The 20,886-nt window shown below is 71.8% G+C and carries 17 protein-coding genes; 12 read left to right on the plus strand and 5 right to left on the minus strand.

From position 1 onward, the window contains the following. Window positions 1-145: 145 nt before the first annotated feature. From ACFVYF_RS07080 to kynU, 3 genes are all read left to right on the plus strand, one after another. Window positions 146-559 (plus strand): DUF3151 domain-containing protein, encoded by a 414-nt coding sequence (locus ACFVYF_RS07080; protein WP_389451949.1) that lies wholly within the window; start codon window positions 146-148, stop codon window positions 557-559. Window positions 560-718: 159 nt separating this feature from the next. Continuing rightward, window positions 719-1,564: a tryptophan 2,3-dioxygenase family protein gene (locus ACFVYF_RS07085; RefSeq protein WP_389451952.1), complete on the plus strand. Its 846-nt coding sequence runs from the start codon at window positions 719-721 to the stop codon at window positions 1,562-1,564. Next, window positions 1,557-2,765: a kynureninase gene (gene kynU, locus ACFVYF_RS07090; RefSeq protein WP_389451954.1), complete on the plus strand. Its 1,209-nt coding sequence runs from the start codon at window positions 1,557-1,559 to the stop codon at window positions 2,763-2,765. The genes ACFVYF_RS07085 and kynU overlap by 8 nt, the downstream gene beginning before the upstream one ends. Window positions 2,766-2,933: 168 nt before the next feature. Here kynU and ACFVYF_RS07095 read toward each other — a convergent pair whose 3' ends face one another. After that, window positions 2,934-3,542 (minus strand): TetR/AcrR family transcriptional regulator, encoded by a 609-nt coding sequence (locus tag ACFVYF_RS07095; RefSeq protein ID WP_389451957.1) that lies wholly within the window; start codon window positions 3,540-3,542, stop codon window positions 2,934-2,936. A gap of 207 nt (window positions 3,543-3,749) precedes the next feature. Between ACFVYF_RS07095 and ACFVYF_RS07100 the strand changes: the two genes are divergently transcribed. Next, a complete protein-coding gene (locus ACFVYF_RS07100) occupies window positions 3,750-4,691 on the plus strand; it encodes an alpha/beta hydrolase (protein ID WP_389451959.1) in 942 nt (313 codons plus the stop codon). A gap of 140 nt (window positions 4,692-4,831) precedes the next feature. Here ACFVYF_RS07100 and ACFVYF_RS07105 read toward each other — a convergent pair whose 3' ends face one another. Then, window positions 4,832-5,254: a hypothetical protein gene (locus ACFVYF_RS07105; protein WP_389451961.1), complete on the minus strand. Its 423-nt coding sequence runs from the start codon at window positions 5,252-5,254 to the stop codon at window positions 4,832-4,834. A 443-nt stretch (window positions 5,255-5,697) separates the two neighbouring features. On the opposite strand from ACFVYF_RS07105, the gene ACFVYF_RS07110 reads away from it, so the two are divergent. The 7 genes from ACFVYF_RS07110 (at window position 5,698) to ACFVYF_RS07140 (ending at window position 13,913) form a co-directional block, all read left to right on the plus strand. Next, window positions 5,698-6,636, plus strand: a complete 939-nt coding sequence (locus ACFVYF_RS07110; RefSeq protein ID WP_389451963.1) for an alpha/beta hydrolase — start codon at window positions 5,698-5,700, stop codon at window positions 6,634-6,636. An 88-nt stretch (window positions 6,637-6,724) separates the two neighbouring features. After that, entirely contained in the window at window positions 6,725-7,924 is a 1,200-nt protein-coding gene (locus tag ACFVYF_RS07115; RefSeq protein ID WP_389451966.1) for an acyltransferase, read from the plus strand. 280 nt (window positions 7,925-8,204) lie between these two features. Next, window positions 8,205-9,512, plus strand: coding sequence for a histidine kinase (locus tag ACFVYF_RS07120; protein WP_389451969.1), 1,308 nt, complete (start codon window positions 8,205-8,207; stop codon window positions 9,510-9,512). A gap of 3 nt (window positions 9,513-9,515) precedes the next feature. Next, window positions 9,516-10,190 carry a response regulator gene (locus ACFVYF_RS07125; RefSeq protein ID WP_389451972.1) on the plus strand — a complete coding sequence of 225 codons (675 nt, stop codon included), beginning with the start codon at window positions 9,516-9,518 and terminating at the stop codon, window positions 10,188-10,190. Between the two features lie 336 nt (window positions 10,191-10,526). Continuing rightward, a complete protein-coding gene (locus ACFVYF_RS07130; RefSeq protein WP_389451975.1) occupies window positions 10,527-11,870 on the plus strand; it encodes a sensor histidine kinase in 1,344 nt (447 codons plus the stop codon). Next, window positions 11,867-12,598: a response regulator gene (locus ACFVYF_RS07135; RefSeq protein WP_389451978.1), complete on the plus strand. Its 732-nt coding sequence runs from the start codon at window positions 11,867-11,869 to the stop codon at window positions 12,596-12,598. Before ACFVYF_RS07130 ends, ACFVYF_RS07135 begins: the two co-directional genes overlap by 4 nt. A 112-nt stretch (window positions 12,599-12,710) precedes the next feature. After that, complete coding sequence (locus ACFVYF_RS07140; protein WP_389451980.1) at window positions 12,711-13,913, plus strand: cytochrome P450; 1,203 nt, start codon at window positions 12,711-12,713, stop codon at window positions 13,911-13,913. Between the two features lie 400 nt (window positions 13,914-14,313). Here the strand turns inward: ACFVYF_RS07140 and ACFVYF_RS07145 are convergent, their stop codons facing one another. Next, window positions 14,314-15,846, minus strand: a complete 1,533-nt coding sequence (locus ACFVYF_RS07145; protein WP_389451983.1) for an APC family permease — start codon at window positions 15,844-15,846, stop codon at window positions 14,314-14,316. A gap of 163 nt (window positions 15,847-16,009) precedes the next feature. Beyond that, window positions 16,010-16,855, minus strand: coding sequence for a diacylglycerol kinase family protein (locus ACFVYF_RS07150; RefSeq protein WP_389451986.1), 846 nt, complete (start codon window positions 16,853-16,855; stop codon window positions 16,010-16,012). A 192-nt stretch (window positions 16,856-17,047) separates the two neighbouring features. On the opposite strand from ACFVYF_RS07150, the gene ACFVYF_RS07155 reads away from it, so the two are divergent. Then, window positions 17,048-18,331: an adenylosuccinate synthase gene (locus tag ACFVYF_RS07155; RefSeq protein ID WP_389451989.1), complete on the plus strand. Its 1,284-nt coding sequence runs from the start codon at window positions 17,048-17,050 to the stop codon at window positions 18,329-18,331. 157 nt (window positions 18,332-18,488) lie between these two features. On the opposite strand, the gene ACFVYF_RS07160 is transcribed toward ACFVYF_RS07155, so the two are convergent. After that, complete coding sequence (locus ACFVYF_RS07160; protein ID WP_389451992.1) at window positions 18,489-20,876, minus strand: SpoIIE family protein phosphatase; 2,388 nt, start codon at window positions 20,874-20,876, stop codon at window positions 18,489-18,491. Window positions 20,877-20,886 lie beyond the last annotated feature (10 nt).

Consider the following 20,886-nt stretch of genomic DNA (forward strand, 5'->3'; position numbering starts at 1 on the left):
CGGCTCCAGTGCCGGGTGCCCGGGCGAGGAAGCGAACCGGGTCCCCCGGGCGTCCGCGGCTTCGCGGGGTGGTGGGCACCCTCCCGTGGGCCGGACAGGGCACCGCGGGGACGGCCGCGTCCGGTGATGGCGCAGACTGGAACCCATGAGCCTTCACGAGAACCTGCTCGGGGGACCGCCCCCGACCGAGCTGCCCGACGACCCGGAGCCCCGCGAGCTCCTCGCGAACGGCACGGCCCCCGCCGACGTCGCCGCCAAGTACCCCACCTCCTCGCTCGCCTGGGCCCAGCTCGCCGACGACGCGTTCGAGCGGTCCAGCGTCGTCGAGTCGTACGCCTATGCCCGTACGGGCTACCACCGCGGTCTGGACTCCCTGCGCCGCAACGGCTGGAAGGGCCACGGCCCGGTGCCCTGGGAGCACGAGCCGAACCGCGGCTTCCTGCGCGCCCTGCACGCCCTCGCCCGCGCCGCGCAGGCGATCGGCGAGCAGGAGGAGTACCAGCGCTGCAGCCAGTTCCTGAAGGACTCCTCGCCGGCGGCGGCCCAGACCCTGGGCTAGATGTACGCACGGTCACAAAGATGCAGGCCCGCCTGGTGTGACCAGGCGGGCCTTGCGGTTTGGGGGGACGATTGCGGAGGATGCGGGGAGGGGACCGGGGCCCCCGTGCCGGTAACGGCAGGGGCGGACCGCTACCCGGAGCACGCACAGGAGACAGCGATGTCCCACCAGGCTCAGCCATCAGAGGCTTCGGAGCCCGAGACCCCGCATCTCGACTTCCAGGGCACGACCCCGTATGAGGACTACGTCCAGGCGGATGTCCTGACCCACCTCCAGCACACCCTCTCCGACGACCCCGGCGAGATGGTCTTCCTGGTGACCACCCAGGTCATGGAGCTGTGGTTCACCGTCATCGTCCACGAGTGGGAGACCGCGGCCCGCGCCCTGCGCGAGGACCGCGTCCCGGTCGCCGTGGCCGCGCTGAAGCGGTCGGTGCGCGAGCTGGAGGCGCTGAACGCGTCGTGGAAGCCGCTCGGGCAGCTGACGCCGGCGCAGTTCAACTCGTACCGCTCGGCGCTCGGCGAGGGCTCCGGCTTCCAGTCCGCGATGTACCGCCGTATGGAGTTCCTGCTCGGCGAGAAGTCCGCGTCGATGCTCGTCCCGCACCGCGGCGCGCCCCGCGTCCACGCTGAGCTGGAGAAGGCGCTGCACGAGCCGAGCCTGTACGACGAGGTACTGCGCCTGCTCGACCGGCGCGGGCACACGATCCCGCGCGCCGTACTGGACCGGGACGTCTCGCAGCGCTACGAGTCCGCGCCGGAGATCGAAGCCGTGTGGACCGAGCTGTACGCCGGTGACGAGAGCGCGGAACTCGCCCGGCTGGGCGAGGCGTTGACGGACGTCGCCGAGCTGGTGTGGCGCTGGCGCAACGACCATCTCGTCGCCACTCGCCGGGCCATGGGCTCGAAGACCGGCACCGGTGGCTCCGCCGGCGTCGCCTGGCTGGAGAAGCGCGCCCAGAAGAACGTCTTCCCCGAGCTGTGGACGGCGAGGTCCCATGTCTGAGGTGATGGCCGGGACGGCCGGGATACGCGGGCGGGCCAAGGAGCTGGACGCCGCCGACGAACTCGCCGGACTCCGCGCGCGGTTCGTGCTCGACGACGTGGTCTATCTGGACGGGAACTCGCTCGGTGCGCTGCCGGCGGCCGTCCCCGGCCGGCTGGACGACGTCGTCCGCCGGCAGTGGGGCGAGCTGCGGATCCGGTCCTGGGAGGAGAGCGGCTGGTGGACGGCTCCCGAGCGGATCGGTGACCTGATCGCCCCGCTGGTCGGTGCCGCGCCGGGCCAGATCGTCGTGGGCGACTCCACAAGTGTCAACGTTTTCAAGGCGGTTGTGGCTGCGGTGCGGCTGGCGGGGGAGGGGCGCGACGAGATCCTGGTCGACGCCACCACCTTTCCCACGGACGGCTACATCGCGGAGTCGGCGGCCCGGATGACGGGGTGCGCGCTGCGTCCGGTGGCGCCGGGTGAGGTCGCCGGGGCTCTCGGGCCGCGTACGGCCGCGGTGCTGCTGAACCACGTCGACTACCGCACGGGCCGTCTGCACGATCTGCCTGCCCTCACGGCCGCCGTGCACGAGGCGGGGGCCCGCATGGTGTGGGACCTGTGCCACAGCGCGGGCGCCCTGCCCGTCGGACTCGACGAACACGGCGTCGATCTGGCGGTCGGCTGCACCTACAAGTACCTGAACGGCGGGCCCGGTTCCCCCGCGTACCTCTATGTGCGCTCGGACCTGCAGGACCGCTTCGACTCACCCCTGCCCGGCTGGAACTCGCATGCCGAACCCTTCGGGATGCGGCGGGAGTTCGAGCCCGCGCCGGGTGCCCTGCGCGGCCGGGTCGGCACCCCGGACATCCTCTCCATGCTGGCCCTGGAGGCGGCTCTGGAGGTGTGGGACGGCGTCTCGGTCGAGGCGGTGCGGGCCAAGTCCCTCGCGCTGACGGACTTCTTCCTGGAGTGCGTCGCCGCGTACGTGCCCGACGGCGCGGTCGAGTCCCTGACCCCGGCCGCACATGCGGAACGCGGGAGCCAGGTGGCGCTGCGCTGCCCCGACGCCGGCGAGGTCATGAAGCGCCTGATCGAGCGCGGAGTGGTCGGTGACTTCCGCCGCCCGGACGTCCTCCGCTTCGGATTCACCCCGTTGTACGTCGGCTTCGGCGACGTGGAGCGGGCGGCCCGGGTGCTCGCGGAGACCGTCGGCACCTGAGGTGACGTTCTCCCGGCTGAGCCGTAGCCCCGAGACGCATCGGATGAGGCCGTTGACGGCGGCGAGCACGGCGGTGACCCCGCCGGCTCCCGCCGTCAGCGAGTCCAGCAGGCTGCGCACTACGCGCCGGTCAAGCCGTGATTCCTCCAGCCGCCGGCTCAGTTTCCTTCACGGCGCCCCGCCGTACGCTCCCGCCTTCGCCGCGGCCACCGCCGCCTCCGCCGCCCGGTCCGCCGAGCCGGGGTCGGGGGCCACGCCGCTGGTGAGCAGCGTGTAGTAGAGGGGCGCGGACACCGCACGTACGACCGTCGCCGGGTCCGTCCCGGGCGGCAACTCCCCGCGCTCGACGCCCTGTTCGACACACGGAACCCACTCCGCGACCCGAACCTCGTAGAACCGCGCCAGCGCCTGCGCCGTACGCGCGTCGCACGCGGCCGCCGCGATGACCGCCCGGAACAACGGCCCCTGACGCGGGTCGGCCAGGGTCCGCTGGACCAGTGCGGCATTGGCCCGCAGGTCTCCGAGCACGGATCCCGTCTCGGTGCGGGGGAGCGACTGCTCGGCCATCTCCGCGAGGAGGTCCGCGACGAGCCCCGTCACGTTCCCCCATCGCCGGTAGACCGTCGTCTTGCCCACCTCGGCCCGTCGGGCGACGTCCGCGAGATCGAGATGCGCGAACCCCTGCTCGGCCAGTACGTCTCCGGCCGCCCGCAGCACAGCGGTCCGGACCCGTGCGGTGCGGCCCCCGGGGCGTACGGTGCCGGGCTCGGCGGACATGGGGCCTCCTGGAGGCTCGGGGAAGCGGACTCGGTGGGTGCCGCTCTCAGCCTAACGAAACAGAAGGACCGTTTAACCCTCACCGAGCGTGACAACCCCTTGTCCGCGCACGTCACCGGCCTGATACCGTCCCCGCCAACGGCCCGGGTCACCCCCAGGCCCGCTCTCGTACCGCCCCTATTCCGTTCAGCCCTGAGAGGTCGGAGCATGCCGGACGACGCCGCACCCCGCGATGCCGCAGAACCGGACGACGCGGCCGCCCGCGACGCGGCAGGGCGCGACGCCATCGCCCGCGACGCAGCGGAAGAGGCGTCGGCACTCGCACACCCGTACGTGGCCCCCGACGCCACCGCCGCATACGGCGACCACCCCGACCAGGTGATCGACTTCTACGCCCCGCGCGGCCCCGAGGCGCCGGTGCTCGCCCCGCTCGTCGTCGTCCTGCACGGCGGCGCCTGGCGGGCCCCGTACGACCGCCGTCACCTCACCGCGTTCGCCGACTTCCTGGCCCGCCGGGGCTTCGCCGTGGCCAACGTCGAGTACCGGCGGGGCAGCGCCATCCCCGCGCAGGGCGGCGTGGGCCCGGTCGCGGGCCGCTGGCCGGACACCTTCGACGACGTGGCGGCCGCGCTCGACGCGCTGCCCGCCCTGGCACGGGAGGCGCTGCCGGGGGCCGACGCCCGCCGCGTGGTGGTCACCGGCCACTCCGCCGGGGGCCAGCTGGCCCTGTGGGCCGCGTCCCGCCACGTCCTGCCGGCCGACTCCCCCTGGCACACGGACCGTCCCGCGCCGCTGCGCGGCGTCGTCGCCCTCGCCCCCATCGCCGACTTCGACGTCGCCGTCAAGCTGGAGGTGTGCGCCGGCGCCGTTGCCCAACTCCTCGGTGGCGAAGGGAAAGTGGCGGAGCGTCAGCCCTACGCCGACCCGGCGCTTCTCCTCCCGACCGGTATCGCCACCACCCTCGTCCAGGGCCGCGCCGACATCGTCGTGCCGCAGGCCGTCGCCGAGTCGTACGCGGACGCGTCGGCGAAGGCTGGTGAGGTGGTCGGCCTGACCCTGCTGGACGGCGTCGGCCACTTCGCGCTCATCGACCCGGCGGCGGACGCGTGCGCGGTGGTGGCGGAGGAGATCGCCCAACTGGCTTGGTGATCAGGGTGGTTACGATCGTCCTGGTGGTGGCGAGGGCCAGGCGGCGCTGTCCTGCCGGCCGACCGGGCATCGCAACCGGCGGGATCCACTCCGTCGCCTGGCCGACTGTGTGGCGCAGCTGGCGGGATCCACTCCGTCGTCTATTCGCAGAGCGGCGGTTTGTCGTCGGTCGGTACGAATTGCAGCGTGGGCATCCCGGCGGCGTCGAAGTCGGCGGTGTCCGGGCCGATCAGGGTCAGGTAACCGGCGATCCGCTGGCTGCCCTGCGACGGCGCCTTCCCCTTGACCTGCTCGACACCGGGGAACACAGTGTCGAGGACCCACCAACGACCGCCGAAATGCACCCACTTGATCCCACAGTGCGTGTAGAGGTCGTACGGATAGGGCTTGTGCTGCTTGGGCTTGGCCGGCCCGTCCGCCCACTTCTCCTTCGCCACGGTGCGGGCGGGCAGCGTGGGGCCGGTGTACCCCTCCTCGCCCGGGCTGTCGGAGGAGGACGAGCAGCCGGACACCAACAGCCCGGAACTCAGGAGCAGGACGGCGGCTTGGCGCGTGAAGTTCATGTACTTCAGACGCCGCGGGTGTGGGTTTCGTTCGGTCTGCGTGAGGGTCCCCGTGGTCGTCTTCGTTGGCGTCTTGATGGTCGTTTTCGTGGTCGTTTTCGTGGTCCTCTTCGTGGGTGTCGCGGGGGTGCTCCGCGGGCGCGTCGGAGGAGCAGGAGGGGTGTAACACCCTGTCTCTGACGGGGAGTTCACACAGGGCGCTCAAGGGGCCCGGTCATACCCGTAATACCTGAGAGCTACTTCCAAGGACAGCTCCCTGGCGGGACGCCGACCACAGGCCGCGGTCCGTAATTTCGCCTCCAGACAGGCCCGATGGCCGGGCGGACTGGGAGGGGAAGGACGCCATGGGGGTCGGGGTCGGGGTCGGGTTCAGGTTCGGGGCCGGGGAGAGGGCGGTGTCCTCGGAAGGGGCGGCGCTCGGGGCGGGGAGACGTCGGGGCAGGTTGGCCGGGCGGTTGCGCCGGGCGTTTCTCGCGGCGCTGGTCGTGGGGGCCGTGGTCGTGCCGGTGTCCGCGGCCGCGCGACCCGAGATCCCCGCCCCGCCGCCCGCGGCGCCGGGGCCGGTGACGGCGTCGACGCTGGACGACGCCTACGCGGCCCATCGCGCCAACGCGGCGAAGGCGGCCCGGATGGCCGCGGACCACGGCGACCGCGGGCGCGCGGCGGCGGACCGTGCGATGGCCGACCCCGGCCGGCGGTTCCTCTTCTTCGACGGACGTGGATCCGGCCGGGCGGCCGAGGTCTTCGGCGACCTGGCGCGGGCCGACCGCGTCGCGGTCCTCGTCCCGGGCTCGGACACCACGCTCGACACGTACGGCCGCTTCCGCGCCGGAGCCCGGGCCCTCGCGGAGCGACTCGGCGACCGGGGCGCGGTCATCGCCTGGCTCGGCTACGAGACGCCGCGCACAGTGAGCACGACCGTGGCCACGACGGACCGAGCCGACGAAGCGGCCCCCCAACTGCAGGCGTTCATACGGGAAGTGCGGCGTGTCGTCGGCCATCGGGCGCACGTCTCGGTGCTCTGCCATTCGTACGGCTCGGTCGTCTGCGGACGCGCCGCCGACGCTCTGGACGTGGACGACCTGGCCCTGATCGGCAGCCCCGGCGCCGGCGCGGACTCCGCGGCGGCCCTGCACACATCCGCCCGCGTCTGGGCGGCCCGCGGTGCCTCCGACTGGATCGCGAACGTCCCGCATGCCGACGCCAGCCTCTTCGGCATCACCGTCGGCTTCGGCACGGACCCCGTCTCGCCGGGGTTCGGCGCGCGGGTCTTCGAGGCGGGCACCGGCGGCCACAGCGACTACTTCACCCCGGGCTCGAAGTCCCTGGACAACCTCGCCCGGATCGTCCTCGGCGACACCACGGAGGTCAGCCGTGCATGAGGTCATACGAGACGACGTGCCCCCGGCCACTCGTGAGCGCGCGTGCGTTGGTGCACAGGCGGCGTCTGACGGACGCCTGCGCCGGGGTGTGCGCGAGAAGCTGCGCCTGCTGCGGGACGGTGTGCAACGCGTCGACGCCGTGACGCCCCCGGAGCGGGACCGGGCCGTCGACGCCCTGCGCGCGCTCGCGATCGTCGGTGTCGTCCTCGGCCACTGGCTGGTGACGGCCCTGGTCGCGGACGGCGGCGCCCTGCGAGCGGCGAGCCCGCTGGGAGACCAGCCCCAACTGGCGCCCATCTCCTGGGTCTTCCAGACCCTCGCCGTGTTCTTCCTGGTGGGCGGGCACACGGCGACCAAGGGTTACGCATCGGCACGAGCGCGCGGGACGACGTACGGGCAGTGGCTGCGCACCCGGCTCACCCGCCTCTTCAAGCCGGTGGCCGCCGTGCTCACGCTGTGGACGGTGGCCGCGGTCTGCCTGCTCCTGTCCGGAGCGGAGCTGGACACGGTGCACACGCTGGTGAAGTTGGCCCTGTCCCCGCTGTGGTTCCTGGTGGTCTTCGCCGGACTGACCGCGGCCGTGCCGCTGTTGACGCGGCTGAACCCGCTGTGGCCGCTGGCCGTCGTTCTCCATGTGGACCTCATCCGCTTCGGACTCGGCGGCCCGTCCTGGCTCGGCTGGGTCAACGTGGCGGCGGCCTGGCTGGTGCCGTTCACCCTGGGCGCCGCCTGGACGCGCGGCGAGCTGGAGCGCCGTCGCGCGGGCTGGGTGCTGCTCGCCGGGGGCGCGGCAGCGACCATCGGGTTGGTGGCGTGGGCGGGTTACCCGGCGTCGATGGTGGGCGTCCCGGGCGCCCCGGTTTCGAACCTGAATCCGCCGACGCTGGCCGCCGTCACCTTCGGCATGGCGCAGTGCGGGCTCGCGTTGCTGCTGCGCGAGCCGTTGCGCCGGGTGCTGCGACGGCCCGCGGTCTGGGCGGGCGTCGCCTTGGTCAACCTCTCCGCGATGACGATCTTCCTCTGGCACCAGACGGCACTGATGACGGTCACCGCAACCGGCCTGCTCGCTGGCCGCCTTCCCGGGCTGCACACGCGCCCCGACGACCTGAGCTGGGTGGCGGCCCGCCTCATCTGGCTGCCGGTGTTCGCGCTCGCCCTCACCGTCTGCTGGGCTGCCTTCCGCGGATACGAACAGGGGCCTCGCCGCCGTAGTGGCCGCACGTCTCGTGTCGTCCGCGTCCACCGCCGTCGCGGACGGCCGGGAACACAGGAGGCCCGTCGTGCCTAGGGTTGACCGCGTGAACAGCGCCGAGCCCAGCGAGCCGGACCCGCACCCGAGCGGTGATCTCGCCGTGCCCGCCGGCCCCAACTCGGCCTTGGCCGACCCGAATACCCCGGGGATTTCGGGCGGCGCGGGCAGTCCGGGGGTCTCGGGCGGCGGGGACAGTCCGGGGGTCTCGGGCGGCGCGGGCAGTCCGGGGGTTTCGGGCGCCCCGTATAGCCCGGGGGTCTCGGGCGGGGTGAATCACCCGCGCCCCGCCGCGCCCCGTCAGCCTGACCTCGGGGCGTTGCGGACCCTTCTGGAGGACCTGTCGTCGACGGCCGTCGCGGCGCTGCCGCCTTTGTCGCGGCCGCGGTTGCTGCGTTGGCTGCCGCACTTCCTGCTGTGCTGGATCGCTCTGGCGATCGCGTTGTCCGGCATGGAGCAGATGAATTCGCAGTACCGCCTGGGCGGCGGCCTGGCGGCGGTGACCGGTTTCGCCCAGGGCGTGGCGGTTCTGCTCGCGATGTGGCGGCCCGTTCCGGCCTGGTGGCTGTCGCTGGCCGGTGTCCTCGTGGTCGCCGGGGTGGCGCGGTCGCACATGCTGGCGGGCATACCGCTGTACGGGCCCGACTGGCCGTGGAGCCCGTCCGCGATCATCGCGCACGCCTTCGTGCTCCTGCTGCTGGCCCTGCGGGTGCCGACCCGGGTGTCCATCGGGGTGTTGGCCCTCGACGCCCTGGCGACCTATGTGCTGCAGGGCGTGATCGGTGGCACGAACTACAGCTCGACCGGCGTGCTCGCCATCGCCGTCTTCGTGGCCGTCGTCCTGGTCGGCACCGCCCTGCGCGGGCGCCGCGAGGCCCGGACGCAGCTCGTCGAGCAGACCACCCTCACCGCCGAGGAACGGGCCCGCCGCACACTCCTGGAGGAGCGCAGCCGTATCGCGCGCGAGCTGCACGACGTGGTCGCCCACCACATGTCGGTGATCTCCATCCAGGCCCAGGTGGCCCCGCACCTGGTGAAGAACCCCACGAAGGAACTGCAGGAAAATCTGGAAGGCATCCGGCAGAACGCCCTGGAGGCGCTCACCGAACTGCGTCGCGTCCTCGGCGTGCTGCGTTCCGAGAACCCCGACGATCCCTACGGCCTCGGCGCCGGCACCGGCACGGCCCCGGACTCCCCACAGCCCACCCTCGACCGTCTGGAAGCGCTCGTGGCGAACTCCCGCCGCGGCGGCCTGTTCGTGCGTACGGAGATCCGCGGCGCGCAGGTGCCGCTGCCGCCCGGCGTGGAGCTGTCCGCGTACCGGATCGTCCAGGAAGCCCTGAGCAACGCCCTGCGGCACGCGCCCGGTTCTCTCGCCGAGGTCCAGCTCACGTACTTCGCGCACGGCCTCAAGGTGCGGGTCGTCAACTCGCGGGGCGGCTCTCCCGCCCCGCCGTCCCAGGGCGCCGGGCACGGTCTGCTGGGCATGCGGGAACGGGCCGCGATGCTCGGTGGCAGCCTCGTCGCGACCCATACGACGGACGGCGGCTTCGCGGTCGACGCCTACCTTCCCGGCACCGCGACCACCGCCCTCGACGACAACTCCACACCCCCTCAGGAGAAGTGACCCATGACGAGCAGCACCATCCGCGTACTGATCGCCGACGACCAGCAGATGGTCCGGCAGGGCTTCACGGTGCTGCTCAACACCCAGCCCGACATCGAGGTTGTCGGCCAGGCGGTGGACGGCCTGGACGCGGTGGCCAAGGTCGCCGAGCTCGATCCTGACGTGGTCCTGATGGACATCCGCATGCCCGAGCTCGGCGGGATCGAGGCCACCCGCCGCATCACCGTCGACACCCCGCGGATCAGGGTCCTGGTGCTCACCACCTTCGATCTCGACGAGTACGTGTACGAAGCCCTGCGCGCCGGCGCCTCCGGCTTCCTGCTGAAGGACGCGTCCGCCGACCAGCTCGCCGAGGCGGTCCGGGTGGTGGCAGGGGGCGACGCGCTGCTCGCACCCGGGATCACCCGCCGTCTCATCGCCGAGTTCTCCCGCCTCGACAACACGCCCCGCGCCCCGCTCAAGGAGCGCGTGGCCGGTCTGACCGAGCGCGAGACGGAGGTCCTCGCGCTGATCGCGCAAGGTCTGTCGAACGCGGAGATCGCCGAGCGGCTCGTCGTCGCCGAACAGACCGTGAAGACCCACGTGGGCCGCATCCTGGTGAAACTGGGCCTGCGGGACCGGACCCAGGCGGCAGTCTTCGCGTACGAGTCGGGGCTGGTGCGGCCGGCGGGTTACTGAGGGCGGAGCGGGGGCCGGGCCGGAACGGATACGGGCCGCACGAGTCGGAGGGCCGCGCGATCCCGGGGACCGCCCCGTCCCGGGGACCGCCCCGTCCCGGGGACCGCCCCATCCCGGGGACCGCCCCATCCCGGGGACCGGCGGAAATCCGGCGTCGAGGACCCCTCCCGGGGACCGCCCCATCCCGGGGACCGCCCCATCCCGGGGACCGGCGGAAATCCGGCGTCGAGGACCCCTCCCGTGACCTGGGAGTACCCGTAGTACCTGAGACGGATGCCGAATGACCCATCTCACTGGGGACGACCGCGGCCCGGTCCGCGGCCTACCGTTCTGTATGTGACCGAGACGACCCAGACGACGACGGCTCCGCCGGGCAGTGACGAGCCGCGCAGCCCCGAGTTCCGGCTGGCCATGGGCGCCCTGCAGAGGCTGCGCCAGGACCTGTTCCACGACGCCTTCGCCTACCGGCCCCTGCCGCCGATGCGCGTGGTCGGCCCGATCTCCCGCCGGCTCCCCGAGCGGATGCGCCGTTATGCGGTCTGGACTCCGCACCTGGCGGTGGGAGCGGCGGCCTTTCTGGTCCTCCTCATCGCGGCGTCCGGCAATGACGGATCAGGCAGCTTCGGGGATCTGCTGACCGTGGTCCTGTCCGTGAGTCCGGTGCTGCTGACGCTGCTCCGGCCGGTGGGGGCCTTCTGGCTCTCGATGGCGGCGACCCCGCTGATCGCCATGTTCGGCACGGAGTGGAGCGACTGGCCCTGGCCGGCCGCCGCCTTCGCCGCCCATCTGGTGGTGCTGACGGTCGTCGCGGCCCGGACCCGCCCGCGCATCGCCGCCTGGATGTGGGCGCTGACGGCTGCGTACGGCCTTCTCGTCGAGATCCTCTTCGGCGGCGGCCACTACTCGTCCAACAGCGTGCCGTTCCTGTTTGTCTCCGCGCTGGCGCTGCTGGTGGTCACCGTGCGGCAGGTGCGCCGCGAGGCCGAGCAGGAGGTGACCGCCCAGCAGACGGTGACCGCCCACGAGCGCTCCAAGCGCACCCTCCTCGAAGAGCGCACGACCATCGCCCGTGAGCTGCACGACGTGGTCGCCCACCACATGTCGGTGGTCGCCATCCAGGCCGAGGCCGCGCCCTACCGCGTGGAGAATCCGCCGCCGGAGCTGGAGAAGGCCTTCGCCACGATCCGGGAGAACGCGGTGGCGGCGCTGACCGAGCTGCGCCGCGTCCTCGGCGTCGTCAGAGCCGAGGACTACGAAGCTCCGGACGCCCCGCAGCCCACGCTCGCCGACCTGGAAGGCCTGCTCGCCAATGTGCGGGAGGCCGGCCTGGCTGTCGACAAGGTGGTGACCGGCGCGGTGCGCGAGTTGCCGCAGGGCGTCGAGCTGTCGGCGTACCGAATAGTGCAGGAGGCGCTCAGCAACACGCTGCGGCACGCGCCGGGCGCGACGGCCCGGGTGGAGATCGGCTATGTGCTCGGCGGTCTGGGCCTGCGCATAGTCAATGGCCCGGCGCCGGCCCCGACGCTGGTGAAGTCACCGCACGGCGCGGGCCACGGCATCACCGGCATGCGCGAGCGTGTCTCGATGCTGAACGGCGAGATGACCGCGGACCGCACGGACGACGGGGGATATGAAGTGACGGTCTTCCTGCCCGTGCCCCTGGCCGAGGAGCCCGCATGACGCCGACCGGCACCCCGGGCGACGCGGGCCCCCTCGGCTCCTCCGGCTCCCCGGGTTCCCCCGGCACCATCCGTGTCCTGATCGCCGACGACCAGGTGATGGTCCGCGAAGGCTTCTCCGTGCTGCTCGGCGCGATGCCGGACATCGAGGTCGTCGGTGAGGCGGTCAACGGCCGGGACGCCGTGAACCGGGTCCGTGAGCTCGCGCCCGACGTCGTCCTGATGGACATCCGGATGCCCGAGCTGAACGGCATCGAGGCGACGCGGGAGATCGTCGCCTCGGACCGCGCGGCGAAGGTGCTGGTGCTGACGACCTTCGACCTCGACGAGTACGTGTATCAGGCGCTGCGTGCGGGTGCCTCCGGCTTCCTCCTCAAGGACGCCTCGGCGCGGCAGCTGGCCGACGGGGTGCGGGTGGTGGCGTCCGGCGAGGCGCTGCTCGCGCCCTCGGTGACCAGGCGGCTGATCACGGAGTTCTCCAAGCTGGCGGAGACACCGAGATTCCCCGCCGGAGCGCAGGCGGCGTACGGCGAGCTGACCGATCGCGAGACGGAGGTCCTGGTCCTCATCGCCCAGGGCCTGTCGAACGCGGAGATCGCCGGCCGCCTGGTCGTCGCCGAGTCCACCATCAAGACCCATGTCAGCCGCATCCTGGTCAAGCTGGGCCTGCGCGACCGCACGCAGGCGGCGGTGTTCGCGTACGAGGCACGGCTGGTGCGGCCGGGGTGACGCCCGCGACGGGGGTGATGCCGACGGGCCACACCGGGCCCGCCCGATGCCTGCCCCGCCGTCCGCAGGACACACCTGGTCAGCCGGGGGTCGGCCGGGCTAGCGTCCGGGCATGACAGCCTTCGACCCCTGGGACCCCGCGTTCCTCGCCGACCCCTACCCCGCGTATGCCGAGCTGCGGGCCCAGGGCCGCGTGCAGTACTACGAGCCCACCGGGCAGTGGCTGGTCCCGCACCACGCGGATGTCTCGGCGCTGCTGCGGGACAGGCGGCTGGGGCGCACGTACCAGCACCGTTTCACGCACGAGGACTTCGGGCGGACGGCGCCACCGGCGGAGCACGAGCCGTTCCACGTGCTGAACGACCACGGGATGCTCGATCTGGAGCCGCCTGACCACACCCGGATCCGGCGACTGGTGTCGAAGGCGTTCACACCGCGCACGGTGGAGCGGTTGCGGCCGTATGTGCACGGGCTGGCGGCCGAGCTGGTGTCGGGGCTGGTGGAGGCCGGGGGCGGCGATCTGCTGAGCGAGGTCGCCGAGCCGCTGCCGGTGGCCGTGATCGCGGAGATGCTGGGCATCCCGGAGCCGGACCGGGCGCCGTTGCGGCCGTGGTCGGCGGACATCTGCGGGATGTACGAGCTGAACCCGTCACAGGAGACGGCGGCGAAGGCGGTGCGGGCGTCGGTCGAATTCACCGAGTATCTGCGGGAGTTGATCGAGTTCCGCCGCAAGGAGCCGGGTGAGGACCTGATCTCCGGGCTCATCGCGGCGTACGACGAGGGTGACCGGCTGACCGAGCAGGAGATGATCTCCACCTGCGTCCTGCTGCTGAACGCGGGGCACGAGGCGACGGTCAACGCGACGGTGAACGGATGGTGGGCGCTGTTCCGTCATCCCGACCAGCTGGCGGCCCTGCGCGCCGACCGTTCGCTGGTCCCCACGGCGGTGGAGGAGTTGATGCGTTACGACACTCCGCTCCAGCTCTTCGAGCGCTGGGTGCTGGACGACATCGAGATCGACGGGACGACGGTGCCGCGGGGTTCCGAGATCGCGATGCTCTTCGGTTCCGCCAACCATGACCCGGCTGTCTTCGACGCCCCGGACAAGCTCGACCTCGCCCGCCGGGAGAATCCCCACATCTCGTTCAGCGCGGGCATCCACTACTGCATCGGCGCTCCCCTGGCCCGTATCGAACTGGCCGCTTCTCTGGGCGCGTTGCTCGACCGGGCGCCCACGCTCCACCTCGCCGCCGAACCCCGGCGCAAGCCGAACTTCGTGATCCGCGGCCTCAGCAGCCTGCACGTCGCGGTCTGACCCGCCGGGCAAGGCCCCTTCGAGTTCGTCGACGGGGAGATCGCCCAGGTGATGGACGGCTGGCGGGTGCACCGGGAGCGGGTCTTCGGCGCCGGGTGAGGGTCGCGCCGGCGCGGGCCTTGGCGGGGTGGGTTTGGGTTCCCCGGGTGCGTGGGTGCGTGGGTGCGTGGGTGCCTGCGGGCCGGCTGTGGCTGGTCGCGCAGTTCCCCGCGCCCCCTACCGGAGTTCCCCGGACCGGTGCTTCCTTGGAAAGGCACCTCCTGTGCAGGCATCTCCTGTACAGGCGCCTCCTGTGCAGGCGCCTCCTGTGCAGGCACCTCCCTCACCGACCGGTGCGCCAGCCCCTGCCGGGCGCTTCCCGGAGCGGCGCTCCCCGGACCGCGCTTCCCTCGAGGAAGCCTCACCGCTCCTTCGTCTCCTCCAGGACCGTGCGGCCCAGTAGTGCGTACCGCTGTGGAGCCCGGCGCTTGAGGTAGGTGGCGTACGCCAGTCCGCCCGCTGCGATCAGGACGACGATCCACGGCGTGGCCTTCAGGACGAGCGAGCCCGACTCGGTGCCCGCCGCGGCGCTCATGTTGGACACCAGCAGGACCACCACGCCGAGCATCGCAAGGCCGCCGATGAGCGGGGCGGTGAAGGTCCTGAACCAGTGCCTGCTCTCGGGGTGATGGCTGCGGAAGTACGCCAGCACCGCGAACGAACAGACCGCCTGCACCACCAGGATGGCCATCGTGCCGAGGATGGCGAGCAGGACGTACGTACCGGTGTACGGGTCCTTGCCGGCGCCCCAGAAGGCGGCGAGCAGCACGCCGCTGACCACCGTCTGGACCAGGCCCGCGAGGTGCGGGGAGCCGTGCTCGGGGTGGGTGCGGCCGATGGTGCGCTGGAGCGAGGGCAGGACGCCTTCGCGGCCGAGGGCGTACAGATAGCGGGCGGCGCAGTTGTGGAAGGCCATGCCGCAGGCCAGCGACCCGCTGATCATCAGCCACTGCATGACGACGACCGCCCAGTGGCCGACGTACTGCTCGGTGGGATTGAAGAACAGGGCCAGCGGGTTCGCGGACGAGGCGGCCTGTACGGCCTTTGTCTCGCCGTTGCCGATGATGGCCATCCAGGAGACGAACACGTAGAAGACGCCGACACCCAGGACGGAGATCATCGTCGCCTTGGGGATGATCTTCTTCGGGTCGCGGGACTCCTCGCCGTACATGGCCGTCGACTCGAAGCCGACCCATGACCAGAAGGCGAAGAAGAGGCCGAGCCCGGCGCTGGTGCCGTGGAAGGCGTTGACCGGATTGACCGGGCCGAGGGTGAAGCCGTGCGGGCCGCCGCCGTGCAGGGCCACGGATATCGCCATCGCCGCCAGGACGGTGACCTCGGTGGCCAGCAGCACCACGAGCAGTTTCTCGGCGACGGAGACCCCGAACCAGGTGCCCGTGGCGTTGACGGCGAGCATCAGGACCGCGAACGCCCACCACGGCACGTCCAGGCCCGTCTGGTCCTTCAGGGTCGTCGTGGCGAAGGTCGAGAAGATGCCGATCAGGGCCGGCTCGAAGACCACGTACGCGAAGGTCGCGAGGAGGCCCGAGGCGAGCCCCACGGTGCGGCCGAGGCCGTAGGAGATGAAGCCGTAGAAGGCGCCGGTGGAGGTGATGTGCTTGGCCATCGAGGTGAAGCCGACCGCAAAGATTGCCAGGACGACCATTGCGACGAGATAGCTCGCGGGGGCGCCGATGCCGTTTCCGGCGGAGACCATGAAGGGTACGTTGCCGGTCATGGCGGTGATGGGGGCCGCGGTGGCGACGGCCATGAAGACCACGCCGAGCAACCCGATGGCGTTCGGTTTGAGCCGGTGAACTGCGCCTTCGGGGCCGTCGGCGGATCCGCCGGGGGTGTCCGTGGCCTCCGGGGTGACGCCCTCCTGTATAGCCATCGGGTGGCCCCTCTCCCTCGTTCGCCGGAGTTCACCGGAACAGTGCGACGAGCCGGAATCCTCCTGGGTAAATGCGTCGGAGTCCAGAGGCTGGAGTTAAATGCATGCTAAATAGACCTTTGGAGAAGGGAGGGGAGAGGCAGCGAGGGGCGGGACGGCGGGCTCAGTGGCCCGGCAGCGTGAGGCCCCACGCCCCCTCGCGCACGGTCCACGTCCGGGTCCGCACCGGCCCGGCGATGACGGAGTCCGCGCGATAGCGGAAATCCGCGCCGGACACGGTGATCCGGCGCCCCACCGCCCGCAGCGGGGACGCCTCCGCCCCCACGGACACCGGCCGGACCTCCACCTCCGCGCCGCCGCCCGCGCAGGGCGTCACCGAGACCGCCTCCACCGGCTGGTCGAGATCGACGAGCGTCACGCCGTCGACCTCGATGCGCAGCCGGGAGGGCCCGGCCCCGGGCACGGACGCCACCCGCGACGGCCGCGCGGCCAGGGTGCGGACGAGGGACTGGTAGGTGCGCAGCCAGGGATGGGCGGACGAGTCCTCGGCCGGCGACGAGCCGACGGATATCGGCACCGGCGGGATCCTGAGGCCGCCCAGCACCACCCCGTCGCTGTCGTCCACCAGCAGGTCGAGGCGCCGTACGCGTCCGTCGAGCACCGCCCGGGCCGCCGCCACGGCCCCCGTCGGCACCCCCAGCGAGCGGGCCAGGGCCAGCGCGCCGCCCACCGGCACCAGCGACAGCGCGCACCCGGACAGCTCCCGCCTGCGGTGCAGCAGCGACACGGCCCGCAGCAGGGCCCGGTCGTCGCCCACCACGACGGGTCGGCGGGCACCCCGTCGGAGAAGCGCCCGGGCGAATTCCTCGGGTCCGTCAGGGAGGCACACTTTGGTGGCCGCACCCGCGCTGAGCACGTCTTTCGCGATCCGTACCGACTCCCCGTCGGTGCGACGGGCGACCGGGTCGATGACCACCAGGAGCTGGTCGGAAGCCGCCACCTCGGTCATGCCTCGCTTCCTCGGGTAGCATCTTTGTGCAAGAGCCCCTTGCGCTATTGCGCCAGGGGCTTCGTCTATTCCGGGGCATCCGGTCCGACGGTCGCGGCCAAAGAAGGTCGCCGGCGTACGCAGCCGTACAGCGAAGTCAGCCGCGTACGTCCCCGACCTTGGACATGCCCCGCCCGGAAGGGGTGTACGCCTGTGCCCGCACTTGTGCTGCTCGGTGCTCAGTGGGGTGACGAAGGCAAGGGAAAGGCCACCGACCTGCTCGGTGGATCCGTGGACTATGTGGTGCGCTACCAAGGCGGCAACAACGCCGGCCATACGGTAGTCGTGGGCGATCAGAAGTACGCCCTCCACCTCCTCCCTTCCGGAATCCTCACACCGGAGTGCACGCCGGTGATCGGAAACGGAGTCGTCGTCGACCCGTCGGTCCTGTTCTCCGAGCTGAACGGACTCAACGAGCGCGGCGTCGACACCTCCAAGCTCCTGATCAGCGGAAACGCCCACATCATCACGCCGTACAACGTGACGGTGGACAAGGTCACCGAGCGCTTCCTCGGCAAGCGGAAGATCGGGACCACCGGTCGCGGTATCGGTCCGACCTATGCGGACAAGATCAACCGCGTCGGCATCCGCATCCAGGACCTGTACGACGAGTCGATCCTGACGCAGAAGGTCGAGGCGGCCCTCGAGGGCAAGAACCAGCTGCTCACCAAGGTCTTCAACCGCCGCGCCATCGAGGCCGGCCAGGTCGTCGAGGAACTGCTGACGTACGCGGACCGGCTCAAGCCGTATGTCGCGGACACGGTGCTCGTCCTCAACAAGGCGCTCGACGACGACAAGGTCGTGCTCTTCGAGGGCGGCCAGGGCACGCTCCTGGACATCGACCACGGTACGTATCCCTTCGTCACGTCCAGCAACCCCACCGCGGGCGGGGCGTGCACGGGCTCCGGGGTGGGCCCGACGAAGATCAGCCGGGTCATCGGCATCCTGAAGGCGTACACGACCCGTGTCGGCGCAGGACCCTTCCCGACCGAACTCTTCGACGAGGACGGCGACGCGCTGCGCCGCATCGGTGGCGAGCGCGGTGTGACCACCGGGCGCGACCGGCGCTGCGGCTGGTTCGACGCGGTCATCGCCCGGTACGCGACGCGGGTGAACGGTCTGACCGACTTCTTCCTCACCAAGCTGGACGTGCTGACCGGCTGGGAGGAGATCCCGGTCTGCGTGGCGTACGAGATCGACGGCAAGCGCGTCGAGGAACTCCCTTACTCCCAGACCGACTTCCACCACGCGAAGCCGATCTACGAGTCCCTCCCGGGCTGGTCGGAGGACATCACGAAGGCCAAGACCTTCGCGGACCTCCCGAAGAACGCCCAGGCATACGTCAGGGCGCTGGAGGAGATGTCCGGCGCCCCGATCTCCGCGATCGGCGTCGGCCCGGGCCGAGACGAGACGATCGAGATCAACTCGTTCATCTAGTCGTCAGGTTCAACCGGTTCATCCAGTTCAACCGGTTCATCCAGTTCAACCGGTTCATCCAGTTCAACCGGCTCATTCAGGACGACCGGGATCGACTGGTTCATCTCGTGAAGAAGGGTGCCCGTGCGGGCGCCCTTCTTGCGTTCGGGCCCGCTCCTCAGTGGTCCGGCAGGGTCTGTTCGGCCCAGATGATCTTCCCGCCGCCGCACGGGCGGGTGCCCCAGCGTTCGGTGAGCTGGGCGACGAGCAGCAGACCGCGGCCGCCCTCGTCATAGGCGCGGGCCCGGCGCAGATGCGGCGTGGTGCTGCTGGCGTCGGAGACCTCGCAGATCAGGGTGCGGTCGCGGATCAGCCGGAGCTGGATGGGGGAGCCGCCGTAGCGGATGGCGTTGGTGACCAGTTCGCTGACCACGAGTTCGGTGACGAAGGCGGCCTCGTCGAGCCCCCAGCGGGTGAGCTGCTCGGTGGCGTTCTGCCGGGCGGTGGCGACCACCGCCGGATCGGCGGGCAGGTCCCAGACGGCCACCTGCCCGGTGTCCAGGGCGCGGGTGCGGGCCAGCAGCAGGGCCACGTCGTCGGCCGGCCGCTCCGGCAGGAGGGCCTTGAGCACGGTGTCGCAGACGTCCTCCAGGCCGGTGGCGGGGGCCGCGAGCGTCGCGCACAGGGTGGCGGTGCCGGCGTCCACGTCGAGGTCGCGGGCCTCGACGAGACCGTCCGTGTAGAGGGCGAGCACCGAGCCTTCGGGCAGGGCCACCTCGGTCGCCTCGAAGGGGAGTCCGCCGACCCCCAGCATCGGGCCCGCGGACATCCCGACCACCTCGACGGTCCCGTCCGGGAACAGCACGACGGGCGGCGGGTGCCCGGCGGCGGCGAGGGTGCAGCGCCGGTCCACCGGGTCGTACACCGCGTACAGACAGGTGGCGCCGACCCCGCCGGCCACCGTGCTCTCGTCGGCCGCCAGATGACTGACGAGGTCGTCGAGGTGGGTGAGCAGTTCGTCCGGCGGCAGATCCACGTCAGCCAGGGTCCACACCGCCGTACGCAGCCGGCCCATGGTGACGGAGGCGTGGATGCCGTGCCCGGCGACGTCCCCGACGACCAGCGCCACCCGGGTCCCGGACAGCGGGATCACGTCGAACCAGTCGCCGCCCACCCCCGCCTGGGACAGGGCCGGCAGATAGCGGGAGGCGACCTCGACGGCAGCCTGTGCCTCCATCGCCTGGGGCAGCAGACTGCGCTGCAGGGCCAGCGCGGTGGTGCGCTCCCGGGTGTAGCGGCGGGCGTTGTCCACGCAGACGGCGGCGCGGCTGGCCAGTTCCTCGGCCAGCGAGATGTCGTCCTGGTCGAAGGGGTCGGGGCTCTGGGCGGTCAGCGCGCGCACGAAGACGGCCACGCCCAGGGTCGTCCCGCGCGCCACCAGCGGTACGGCCATCATCGAGAAGTGCTCGCCGTCACCCTCGCGCAGTTTGGCGGACCGGGGGCCGTGCAGGGCGAGCCAGATGTCGAGGTCGGGGGCGCCGGTGCCGGTGAGCACGGCGCGGCCGGTGGCCAGCGCCCGGATGGGCGGGGAGAACGGCGGATAGACGTCCGCCGTGCCGAGGTCGACCGCCGCCTCCGGTACCCCGGCGGAGCGGGAGTGGTGTGCCACGCGGCGCAGTTCCACATCGGCGCCCACCGGGCCGACGGTGGGTTCCTCGCCCCGGACCACCGAGTCCAGCAGATCCACGCTGACGAAGTCCGCGAGGCGCGGGACGACCAACTCGGCCAGTTCCCGGGCGGTGTGGACCACGTCCAGCTTGGTGCCGATGCTGGCGGCTGCCTCGTTCAGCATGGCGAGCCGCTGCCGTGCCCAGTGCTGTTCGCTGCTGTCGAAGGCGGCGAGCGCGACGCCGAGCACCTGGCCGGAGGGGTCCCGCAGCGGCCACAGTTCGGAGTTCCAGGCGTGTCTGCGCAGACCGGTGGGCTCGTTGGTCCAGCTCTCGTAGTGGACGGGCCGGCCGGTCTCGACCACCTTGCGCAGATGGCGCAGGAACCCGCGGCTGTGCTCCGCGTTCTCCACGGTCTCCGGGAAGAACCGGCCGCGGAGCTCCGCCTCCTGCAGGCCGAAGGCCCGGCACGCGGCGTCGTTCACCCGCAGATACCGCTGCTCGGTGTCGAAGACGGACATGGACAGCGGCGCCTGCCGGAACGCGAGTTCCCCCAGGGTCCGGTCCCGGTCCTCGGGTGCCGCGGTGATCACGTAACCCGCCCGAAGCCCCTGTGCGCCGTGCAGCGGGCACACCCGCAGCGCGAGCTGGGCCCGCCGTCCGTCCTGGCGCCGTACGGCCACCACCGAGCCACCGCCTCGCCGCAGCGACCGCCACACCGCGACGGCGTTCCCGTCCACCAGCGCCGACACCGGGTGCCCCGACACCTCCCGTGCGGAAAACCCGGTGAGCAGGCATGCTCCTTCGCTCCACCCGGTGACGATCCCGTGCGTGTCGACCACCGCAAGGGCGTCACCGGCCACGGCCGCGTGCCCCATCTCGTGCGGGATTGTCGCCATGTTTACCAGG

Origin of the sequence: Streptomyces sp. NPDC058274, assembly GCF_042881375.1 — a bacterium.
Taxonomy (GTDB): domain Bacteria; phylum Actinomycetota; class Actinomycetes; order Streptomycetales; family Streptomycetaceae; genus Streptomyces.

Bases quoted from the DNA above. Each gene is read 5' to 3' on its own strand.
- ACFVYF_RS07080 (WP_389451949.1), top strand. From the start codon at position 146: ATGAGCCTTCACGAGAACCTGCTCGGGGGACCGCCCCCGACCGAGCTG.
- ACFVYF_RS07085 (WP_389451952.1), top strand. From the start codon at position 719: ATGTCCCACCAGGCTCAGCCATCAGAGGCTTCGGAGCCCGAGACCCCG.
- kynU (WP_389451954.1), top strand. From the start codon at position 1,557: ATGTCTGAGGTGATGGCCGGGACGGCCGGGATACGCGGGCGGGCCAAG.
- ACFVYF_RS07095 (WP_389451957.1), bottom strand. From the start codon at position 3,542: ATGTCCGCCGAGCCCGGCACCGTACGCCCCGGGGGCCGCACCGCACGG.
- ACFVYF_RS07100 (WP_389451959.1), top strand. From the start codon at position 3,750: ATGCCGGACGACGCCGCACCCCGCGATGCCGCAGAACCGGACGACGCG.
- ACFVYF_RS07105 (WP_389451961.1), bottom strand. From the start codon at position 5,254: ATGAACTTCACGCGCCAAGCCGCCGTCCTGCTCCTGAGTTCCGGGCTG.
- ACFVYF_RS07125 (WP_389451972.1), top strand. From the start codon at position 9,516: ATGACGAGCAGCACCATCCGCGTACTGATCGCCGACGACCAGCAGATG.
- ACFVYF_RS07135 (WP_389451978.1), top strand. From the start codon at position 11,867: ATGACGCCGACCGGCACCCCGGGCGACGCGGGCCCCCTCGGCTCCTCC.
- ACFVYF_RS07140 (WP_389451980.1), top strand. From the start codon at position 12,711: ATGACAGCCTTCGACCCCTGGGACCCCGCGTTCCTCGCCGACCCCTAC.
- ACFVYF_RS07145 (WP_389451983.1), bottom strand. From the start codon at position 15,846: ATGGCTATACAGGAGGGCGTCACCCCGGAGGCCACGGACACCCCCGGC.
- ACFVYF_RS07150 (WP_389451986.1), bottom strand. From the start codon at position 16,855: ATGACCGAGGTGGCGGCTTCCGACCAGCTCCTGGTGGTCATCGACCCG.
- ACFVYF_RS07160 (WP_389451992.1), bottom strand. From the start codon at position 20,876: ATGGCGACAATCCCGCACGAGATGGGGCACGCGGCCGTGGCCGGTGAC.